The organism is Candidatus Methylomirabilota bacterium (assembly GCA_035936835.1).
Lineage (GTDB): Bacteria > Methylomirabilota > Methylomirabilia > Rokubacteriales > CSP1-6 > AR37.
In genome coordinates, this window is sequence record DASYVT010000013.1 from 1 (window position 1) to 8,477 (window position 8,477).

10 protein-coding genes and 1 pseudogene are annotated in these 8,477 nt (G+C 68.1%); 6 read left to right on the forward strand and 5 right to left on the reverse strand.

The window, feature by feature from the left end; translation table 11 throughout:
- Nucleotides 1-244: 244 nt before the first annotated feature.
- From VGV06_00790 to nirK, 4 genes and pseudogenes are all read left to right on the forward strand, one after another.
- On the forward strand, nt 245-496 hold the full coding sequence (locus VGV06_00790; protein ID HEV2053689.1) for a DUF542 domain-containing protein: 252 nt from the start codon (nt 245-247) through the stop codon (nt 494-496).
- Nucleotides 497-501: 5 nt separating this feature from the next.
- Nucleotides 502-1,047, forward strand: a complete 546-nt coding sequence (locus tag VGV06_00795; GenBank protein ID HEV2053690.1) for a DUF2249 domain-containing protein — start codon at nt 502-504, stop codon at nt 1,045-1,047.
- Entirely contained in the window at nt 1,044-2,639 is a 1,596-nt protein-coding gene (locus VGV06_00800; protein ID HEV2053691.1) for an iron-sulfur cluster assembly protein, read from the forward strand. The genes VGV06_00795 and VGV06_00800 overlap by 4 nt, the downstream gene beginning before the upstream one ends.
- A 78-nt stretch (nt 2,640-2,717) precedes the next feature.
- A pseudogene (nirK, locus tag VGV06_00805) lies at nt 2,718-3,749 on the forward strand (copper-containing nitrite reductase).
- Nucleotides 3,750-3,832: 83 nt separating this feature from the next.
- Here the strand turns inward: nirK and VGV06_00810 are convergent.
- Nucleotides 3,833-4,279, reverse strand: a complete 447-nt coding sequence (locus tag VGV06_00810; GenBank protein ID HEV2053692.1) for a universal stress protein — start codon at nt 4,277-4,279, stop codon at nt 3,833-3,835.
- A gap of 103 nt (nt 4,280-4,382) precedes the next feature.
- On the opposite strand from VGV06_00810, the gene VGV06_00815 reads away from it, so the two are divergent.
- Complete coding sequence (locus VGV06_00815) at nt 4,383-5,426, forward strand: LLM class flavin-dependent oxidoreductase (GenBank protein ID HEV2053693.1); 1,044 nt, start codon at nt 4,383-4,385, stop codon at nt 5,424-5,426.
- A gap of 57 nt (nt 5,427-5,483) precedes the next feature.
- Here VGV06_00815 and VGV06_00820 read toward each other — a convergent pair whose 3' ends face one another.
- From VGV06_00820 to VGV06_00830, 3 genes are all read right to left on the reverse strand, one after another.
- Nucleotides 5,484-6,206, reverse strand: coding sequence for an alpha/beta hydrolase (locus VGV06_00820; protein HEV2053694.1), 723 nt, complete (start codon nt 6,204-6,206; stop codon nt 5,484-5,486).
- 75 nt (nt 6,207-6,281) lie between these two features.
- On the reverse strand, nt 6,282-6,527 hold the full coding sequence (locus tag VGV06_00825) for an addiction module protein (protein HEV2053695.1): 246 nt from the start codon (nt 6,525-6,527) through the stop codon (nt 6,282-6,284).
- Between the two features lie 56 nt (nt 6,528-6,583).
- On the reverse strand, nt 6,584-6,781 hold the full coding sequence (locus tag VGV06_00830) for a type II toxin-antitoxin system HicB family antitoxin (protein ID HEV2053696.1): 198 nt from the start codon (nt 6,779-6,781) through the stop codon (nt 6,584-6,586).
- 454 nt (nt 6,782-7,235) lie between these two features.
- Between VGV06_00830 and VGV06_00835 the strand changes: the two genes are divergently transcribed.
- Entirely contained in the window at nt 7,236-7,778 is a 543-nt protein-coding gene (locus tag VGV06_00835) for a Uma2 family endonuclease (protein HEV2053697.1), read from the forward strand.
- A 14-nt stretch (nt 7,779-7,792) separates the two neighbouring features.
- On the opposite strand, the gene VGV06_00840 is transcribed toward VGV06_00835, so the two are convergent.
- The gene (locus VGV06_00840) at nt 7,793-8,368 is read right to left on the reverse strand and encodes a 3'-5' exonuclease (GenBank protein ID HEV2053698.1); all 576 of its coding nucleotides are present in this window, start codon (nt 8,366-8,368) and stop codon (nt 7,793-7,795) included.
- Between the last annotated feature and the right edge of the window lie 109 nt (nt 8,369-8,477).

The window sequence follows — 8,477 nt, forward strand, 5'->3', positions numbered from 1 at the left end:
GGCCGAGCTGTGGGCGGGGCTCTCACCCGCCCCCGCGCTCCGGCTCGCGATCGCCGCCGGAGGCCTCGGCCAGGTGGCGGGCACGCTGCTCTTCGTCCTGAACATGTGGCGCCGCGTCCGCATGCCCCCCGCCGCAGCCCAGCACTGATCCCCGCCGCTTGTCCATTGCTTCACCACCTATGATCCCCGTCATAGGCGCCTCCAGCGCCGTGGAGTAACCTTCCTCGCAAGGAGGAAGAACACCATGGCTCACGAATGCAGCTGCCACGCTCATTCGCCCGCGACGGCTCACGCCGCGGGGGCGCCCATCACCGCCGATCTCACGGTCGGTGACGTCGCCCCCCACGACGCAGGGGCGCTCGACATCATGAAGGAGATGGGAATCAATCACTGCTGTGGAGCGCACCTGACGCTGCGCGAGGCCGCCGCCTCGGCGGGCGTCCCGCTCGAGGCGCTGCTGGACGCGCTCAACCGCCCGGCAGCCGTGAAGGCGTAGGCGCCGTGGCCGACCGCCCGCAGGCGCTCCGCCGGGTAACCGCGGCGAACCTGGTCCACCTCGACGTTCGGGAGGACATTCGCCGCGGCCAGGAGCCATTCGCCAGGATCATGGCGACCGTCAAGGCGCTGGCTCCGGAGCAGGCGCTCGTCCTGCGCGCGCCCTTCGAGCCCGTGCCGCTCTTTGCCGCGCTCGGCAAGCGCGGCTTCGCTCACTGGGCCGAGCAGAGCGCGCCGGACAACTGGATCGTCTGGTTCTACCACGAGCCCTCTGTGCCGGCGGAGGCGGTCGCAGGCGCCCGCGCCGCCGCGTCCGCCGACGGTGACAAAGCCGTTCTCGACGTGCGCGGGCTCGAGCCACCTGAGCCCATGGTCAAGATCCTGGAGCGGCTCGACACGCTGCGGCCGGGACAGCGCCTCGTCGTGCTCCACGAGCGGCGGCCCATGCTCCTCTACCCGCAGCTCGACGAGCGCGGTTTCCTGCACGACACGGAGGAGGCCGAGCCCGGCCTCGTGCGCATTGTGATCCGCCGCCCCGCGCCGCCGTCATGAGCGGGCCGGGGCCCAGCGCGGGCAGCACGCCGTCGCCGACACTGCCCCTGTCCTATCTCGTGACCGCCGTCGCGGCCTTCGTCCTGGCCTGCGCGGCCGTGCCGGCCCTCGCCCCGGAACTCGCCGGGCACTACTACCACCCGCGCCTCACCGCGCTGGCCCACACGGTGACACTGGGGTGGATCACGCTCGGCATCATGGGCGCCTCGTACCAGCTCATCCCGATCGTGCTCGAACGCCGGGTGTGGAGCGAGCGGCTGGCACGCTGGCAGTTCTGGATCCTGGCGGTCGGCATCGCGGGCATGGTGGCGCACTTCTACATGGGCCGGTGGCCCGGGCTCCTCATGGCTGCCGTCATGGTGGGCGCGGGCGTGGCGATGCACCTCGTCAACGTGGCGCTGACGCTGCGTGGAGTCAAACGTTGGACCTTCACGGCACGTTTCATCGCCATGGCCTACACGGGACTCGCGTTGACCGTCGTCTTCGGGCTCGTCCTGGGCGCGGACAGGATCTGGAAGTTCCTCCCGGGCTCGTTCTTCCCGACGCTCCACGCCCACTTCCACCTGGCGCTCCTGGGCTGGGTGGCACCCATGGTCATCGGCGTCGCGGCGCGGGTCTATCCGATGTTCCTGCTGGCGCCCGAGCCCAGCGGCTGGCCCGAGCGGGTCCAGTTCTGGGGACTGGCGCTCGGCGTGCCCGCGGTCGTCACGGGCCTGCTCGCTGCCCCCGCCGCCCTCCTGGTACCCGGCGCGATCGCGGTCGCCGCGGCGGCGGCGGCGCATCTCACGTGGGTGTCTCGCATGGCCCGTGACCGCAAACGCCCCGCCCTCGACTGGGGCCTCCGCTTCGTGCTGACGGGCTCGACCTTTCTGATCGCGGCCGGGGCCATGGGGCTCGCGTTGGCCTTCAACCTCCTCTCGGGACCGCGCGCCGCGCTGGCCTATGCGGTCCTCGCGCTGGGAGGCTGGGTCTCGCTGACCATCGTGGGGATGATGCTGAAGATCATTCCGTTCCTCGTCTGGTATCGGGTCTACAGCCCCTTGGCGGGCCGCGCCCCCGTGCCGACGCTGGCGCAGCTGGGCTGGCCCGCGGCCGAGAGACTCGCGTACGGGCTCCTCACGGGTGGAGTCGCGGCCCTCGCCGCGGCGCTCGCCACAGGGCATGCGCAGCTCATCGGCGCGGCGGGCGCGGTACTCGCCGCGGGCGCGCTCTGCTTCGCCGCGACGGTCGCCAGCGTGCTCCACCACATGGCCCAGTACGGCCGCCGGCCCGCCATCGCCGGCTCCTCGGATGCGCCGACGCGCGAGCAGGTCCTCCAGGCGCTGGGCGGCGTCCTCGACCCAGAGCTGGGCATGTCGGTCGTCGAGCTCGGCCTCGTCTACGGAATCGAGATCGTCAATGGCGCGGTCAATATCACGATGACGCTGACGGCGCCGGGCTGTCCGGTCCACGAGATCATGCCGGGCTGGATCCGGCGGGTCGTCATGGCTGTGCCCGGCGTCGTGAGCGTGGACGTCCGCATCACCTTCGATCCGCCCTGGACGCCTGACCGCATCAACCAGAGCCCCGGGGCCTCTCGTACGCCCTTATGACCGGGCTCATATCGCCCGGCGCATCCGATCCGCTAACGTACAGACAGCAGCTCACATTCAACGGGGAGGGGCGAAGAGATGAAGAAGGCACTGGCAGTCGGATTCATCGCGGCCGTCGCGGCAGTGGCCGTTGCGGGCGCGGGCGTGAAGATCTGGGCCCAGTCAGCCGGCGGCGCGGGGCTTCCAGAGGTCAAGGCCGTCCTGACCACGGCGCCACAGGTGCCGCCTCCGGTTGACCGCCAGAGCGCCACGCGCGTCATCGTCAACCTCGAGATGACCGAGCTGACGGCGACGCTCGCCGACGGCGTCAAGTACGGGGTCTGGACCTTCGGCGGCACCGTGCCCGGCCCCTTCATCCGCGTGCGCGTGGGGGACATCGTCCAGATCAATCTCAAGAACCACCACGGCAGCCGCAACCCGCACTCGATCGACCTGCACGCGGTCACCGGTCCCGGCGGCGGCGCCGCGGTGACCCAGCTCGGCCCCGGCCAAGCCGGCGCCTTCGAGTTCAAGACGCTCAACCCCGGGCTCTTCGTCTATCACTGCGCCACGCCCAGCGTACCGATGCACATCGCCAACGGGATGTACGGCCTGATCCTCGTCGAGCCCGAGAAGGGCCTGCCGCGCGTGGACCGCGAGTACTACGTGATGCAGGGCGAGTTCTATACGAAAGGCAAAACGCTGGCCCAGGGGATGCAGGCTTACGACCACGAGAAGAACAGGAACGAGCGGCCCGAGTACGTGGTCTTCAACGGACGGATGGGCGCGCTCCTGGGCGACAAGACCCTCAAGGCCAACGTGGGCGAGACCGTGCGGCTCTTCGTCGGCAACGGCGGCCCGAACCTGATCTCCTCCTTCCACGTCATCGGCGAGATCTTCGACGCCGTGTACACGGAAGGCGCGATCACCGGCCAGCCGGCCCGCAACATCCAGACGACGCTGGTGCCGGCTGGCGGCGCGGCCGTCGTCGAGATGAAGATGGACGTCCCCGGCCGCTACCTCCTCGTGGACCACAGCATCGTGCGGGCCATGGACAAGGGTGCTCTGGGATCCATCGAAGTCGCCGGCGCCGACCAGCCCGGCATCTTCCGGACGCTCAAGCCCGGCATGGGCGGCACCGGCGGGCACTAGAGACGCTTCGGGGGCGGCGCGGCTGACCTGGGGGCCGCGCCGCCCCCGACCGGCGGACGGGACTACCTGCCGCGCACCGTCAAGACCGGGCAGGATGCGCCAGCCACGACCCGCGAGGCAATGCTGCCGACAAAGAACTTTACGATTCCCGTCCGTCCATGGGTACCCATGACGATCAAGTCGGCCTTCTTCGACTTGGCGGCGCGAATGATCTGCTCGTGCGCGACACCCTCGAGGAGCAGCGTGGCGGTCCGGGCGCCTGCCTTGCGTGCCTTCGCCTGGAGCCCGCTCAAGCGCTTCTGCCCGTACCGGCGCGCCGAGGTCTCGAGGTCGTCGTACACCTCGGGCGAGATATATCCCTCGCCGGCCATCGGCATAGGCGACGCCAACACGTGGACGAGCAGCAGCTGCGCGCGATCGGCCTTGGCCATGCTGACGGCGCGCGCGAAGGCGGCGCTCGATGCGCGGGAGAAGTCGGTTGGGTGGAGGATGCGACGCACTCGGCTCATCGGTGATCTCCTTTCGACGTTGGGGAACCCTCCACAGGGTACCACCGTACTCATTTGACTTGGCGATGCCCTCGCCTTAGGGTGCGGCGTGGGAGGTAGCCCGATGCGATTCTCGACCCAGAACCTTCTGTCTCTCCGCGAAGGCCAGAGCCACGCGCAGGTCTACGCGAATACGCTCGACGAGTGCCGCCTGGCCGAGGAGCTGGGCTTCCACACGGTGTGGCTCGCCGAGCACCACTTCTCCCCGTACGGCATCGCGCCGTCGCTGCCGGTGCTGGCGGCGGCCGTGGCGCGCGAGACCCGCCGCGTGCGGATCGGCACGGCCGTCGTCGTTGCGCCCTTCGCCCACCCGGTGCGCATCGCGGAAGAGTGGGCGATGGTGGACATTCTTTCTGGCGGACGGCTCGACTTCGGCATCGGGCGCGGGTACCAGCCCGCCGAGTTCCGCGGGCTCGCCATCTCGATGGAGAAAACGCGCGAGCGCTTCGACGAGAGCCTGGAGCTGATCCGCCGCGCGTGGACCCAAGAGCGCTGCACCTTCGAGGGCGAGTTCTACCAGGTGCGCGATCTCTGCGTCCTGCCGAAGCCCATCCAGAAACCTCACCCGCCGCTCTGGACCGCCGCCGTCTCCCCTGACACCTACACGCTGGCCGCGAAGCGCGGGCTCAAGATCCTGACCTCGCCCGCCTTCACGCCCTTCGACATCCTGCGCAAGAACTACGACGCCTACCGGCAGGCGTGGCGCGAGGCGCAGGGCACGGATGCGGGCGCGGACATCTGCCTCAACAAGATCATCCACGTGGCGGAGTCGTCGAAGCAGGCGCGCGACGACCTGCGCGAGCCGATCCGCTGGTTCTTCCAGACGCAGGCGGGGCTCATCGCCGACGAGACGGGTGTGCCGCCCGAGCAGTACAAGTTCTACCGCCGCGTGCGGGAGAACCTCCTCTCGCTGAGCGAAGACAAGGCGCTCGAGCAGGCCGCCATCGCCGGCGACCCGGAGGAGGTCGCCGACAAGATCCGCCAGCACCAGGAGGCGCTCGGCATCGACTTCATGATGGGCGCCTTCTCGCGCGGCGGCCTCGCCCACGACAAGGTCCGCCGGTCTTTGAAGCTCTTCGCCGAAAAAGTAATGCCCCGCTTCGCCTAGGTCTTCTCAGATCCCTTCTCCTCCATCGGGGGAGAGGGCAAGGGTGAGGGGGCGGTTCTAGACCGCCGCCCAGAACCGCTCCAACTCAGCCGCCACCTCAGCAGGCCGCTCAAGTTGCCACCAGTGCGAGCACGCGGGGAAGAATACAAACCGCGCGCGAGTCTTCTGGGCTAGCCGCGCGCCAAACTCCACCGCCGCGTACGGGTCCTTCTCGCCCCACAGCACCAGCCCCGGCGCCGAGACGCGCTTGAGATCATCCTCCCACTCCTCTCCGGCATGGACAGCCGACCGGTAGAGCTTGAGGATGCATTGCTTCATGGTGGGATCAACGTGCGCCGCTGTCTCGGCCGCGTCCGCACCCGGGACACCCGCCGCGACGAGCGCCGCTCCCAAAGCCTCCGCCGTCAGGCCCGCCATCACCTTCTCCCCCACCCCGGGCGTCTGCCACTCCTTCGCCGCCTGGTGCCACAGGTACTCCCGATCGAGCGGCGCGCCTCCCGCGACCCAGCTCCGCACCGCATCCGGCCGAACTGACATGGCGCGCACCACCAGGAGCCCGCCCCAATCGTGGTCGACGAGATCGATCGGCTCCTGGAGCGCCGCGAGCTGGCCGAGAACCCACTCCACGTACGCCTCCTTGGTCGCGCTGAAACCCGCCGGCAGCGGACAACCGAACCCCGGCAGCGACAACGTCACGACATCTTTCCGGTCCAAGCCCGAGTTCACCGCGTTCCATACCTGCTGCGTATCAGGGACACCATGGACGAAGACTGCGGGCATGTCTCAGGCCCCCGTGGTACCAAGCGTGGGCCTCGTCAAGATCCAGCTCGGCCTCCGGAGTGAGCCCAAGGCCCCTTACTTCCGGCGCTCGAGCTTGGCCCGTACCTCTTCCCACGATTTTGCAGCCGAGGGATTACGCGCGTGCGCACGGCGACGCCTCGCGAGCTCCTTGCGCTGTGCGTCGGTCACGCGGATTGCCTCAGGCGTGGCAGCGAGGCTGTCCCAGATCTCCCCGAGCAATTTCAGCCGGTCGGCCACGCTGAGCGTCAGAATGTCCTTAAAAGGTACATGACGCGCTCGTCGACTTACGATCGGTCGCAGCCGCGGCCGGGAGCGCCGGCGGCTTCATGCGCGAGTTATGCGACCCGACACTACGCCTACGGGGTGATCTCAACTTCTCGGACGACTGTGCCCTCAAGAAGCTCATCTCGAACGGCAAGGTATTCCTGAATGGCGTCCTGAATGTTCTGGAGGGCTTCTTCTTCGGTGGTACCTTCTGACCAACAGCCCGGCAACCCCGGGACCGAAACGCTGTATCCCTCATCGGTCTTGAGCAGCGCGATCTTGTACTTCATTGGTCACCTCCAGACTTAGTATACCCGTTGTTCGTAGGACGCCGGCATCAGCCGCGGCCGAACGCCGTCGGCTGCCTGCCTGCACTACCGTCCGAGAATCATGCGGCGCGCTTCAGACCACGGTACTGGCGTAACCGCTCCGGAGTCGAGATCGCGGGTGCGCCTTCCGATCTCCTCCGCCCAAGCAGCTTCCGCGCCCTCATCGACAGCCTCGTGAAGGCTTTCCAACAGCGAGGTTGCGAGGGCAGCCCGCGCCTCCGGTGACAGCTTCAGCGCTTCCTTCAAGAGCTTGCTGGGATCGGGTGGCATGCTGCGGATTCTATTCCGCGGCCAGGCTCTGGCGCCTGCAATCTAAGTCGGTGTAATCTAGTGTATGCAAGGGTGGACATTGACGGTATCGGGCCACCACCGCCAACATCTAGAGTGTGACGCACGGAGCGTGGAGCACTGAGCGATGCCGACGCGAGCTCTCCTGACCTACAGCGACTATGCGGCCCTTCCCGACGACGGGCGGCGCTACGAGTTGCATCGGGGAGAGCTGTCGGAGATACCGACGCCGGGCACGCGACATCAGCGAACCCTCGTTGCCCTCGGCTCGCGTCTCTATAAGCACGCGAGGGCGCAGGGCCTCGGCGAAGTCTTCATCGCCCCGACGGACTGCATCCTGAGCAACGTAACGGTGGTCCAGCCGGACATCCTCTACATCGCCACCGACCGGCTGGCGATCATCAGCGAGCGCGCCATCGAGGCGGCACCGACCCTCGTGGTCGAGGTGCTCTTGCCATCCACCGCCCATCTGGATCGCGATCGGAAGATGAAGCTGTACGCGGAGCACGGCGTGCCCCACTACTGGATCGTGGATCCAGAGAACCGTTCCGTGGAGGCCTACACGCTCACCGGGGCGATGTACGTGCTCGCGGCTCACCTGACCAGCGAGCCGGCCGCGCTGCCGCCGTTCAGCGACCTGACGCTCGACCCTGCATTAATCTGGTTCTAACGCTCCCGCTCCGATCATATGACGCCCCGGCGCTTCAGCTCGAAGAAGCATGTCGCACACGCGCGGACGTCCGCGACGGCGTCGTGCGCGCCTTCGAACCCACGTCCGAACAGCGTCCGATGCAGCTGGTCGAGCGTGGGCCACTTATAGCCCCGCGGCCCACCGGGAATCCGGCAGAAGTCCGTCGCCTGCCGCATGGTGCAGTGGCGGGTCTTCGACTCTATCGGGTTCTTCTCGCGTCCGGCGCGGAAGAACTCCGCACCGATCACGCGCTCATCGAATCGAACATTGTGGGCCACGAGACTCTCGGCCGCCGACAGGTCCGTGGCAAAAGCGTCGAGGGCGCTGCCTACCTCTACGCCACGCTGGCGCGCCGTCTGAGTGTCAATCCCGTGAACACGGACGGCGCCGTCCGGAATAACAAACCCCTCCGGCCGAATGATGAAGGCCTGACTCCTGAGCTCATGGCCCTCGGCGTCAGCGAGTAGCCACGCGATCTGAACGAGCCGGGGCCAGTTCCCGATGTCTGACGCAGGGGCATCGTGGTTTCGCGGAATGCCGGTCGTCTCGGTGTCAAAGACAAGGTAGATGGCGTGCTCGCTCGCGCACGATCGCGCTCAGCGGCCGGAGCGAGGTACGCGAGCCCCGATCCGCTGCGGCACGCGGTTCGGCGATCTGCGCTTCACGCGGTTGCTCGTC

Bases quoted from the DNA above. Each gene is read 5' to 3' on its own strand.
- VGV06_00790 (HEV2053689.1), top strand. From the start codon at position 245: ATGGCTCACGAATGCAGCTGCCACGCTCATTCGCCCGCGACGGCTCAC.
- VGV06_00800 (HEV2053691.1), top strand. From the start codon at position 1,044: ATGAGCGGGCCGGGGCCCAGCGCGGGCAGCACGCCGTCGCCGACACTG.
- VGV06_00810 (HEV2053692.1), bottom strand. From the start codon at position 4,279: ATGAGCCGAGTGCGTCGCATCCTCCACCCAACCGACTTCTCCCGCGCA.
- VGV06_00815 (HEV2053693.1), top strand. From the start codon at position 4,383: ATGCGATTCTCGACCCAGAACCTTCTGTCTCTCCGCGAAGGCCAGAGC.
- VGV06_00820 (HEV2053694.1), bottom strand. From the start codon at position 6,206: ATGCCCGCAGTCTTCGTCCATGGTGTCCCTGATACGCAGCAGGTATGG.
- VGV06_00830 (HEV2053696.1), bottom strand. From the start codon at position 6,781: ATGAAGTACAAGATCGCGCTGCTCAAGACCGATGAGGGATACAGCGTT.
- VGV06_00835 (HEV2053697.1), top strand. From the start codon at position 7,236: ATGCCGACGCGAGCTCTCCTGACCTACAGCGACTATGCGGCCCTTCCC.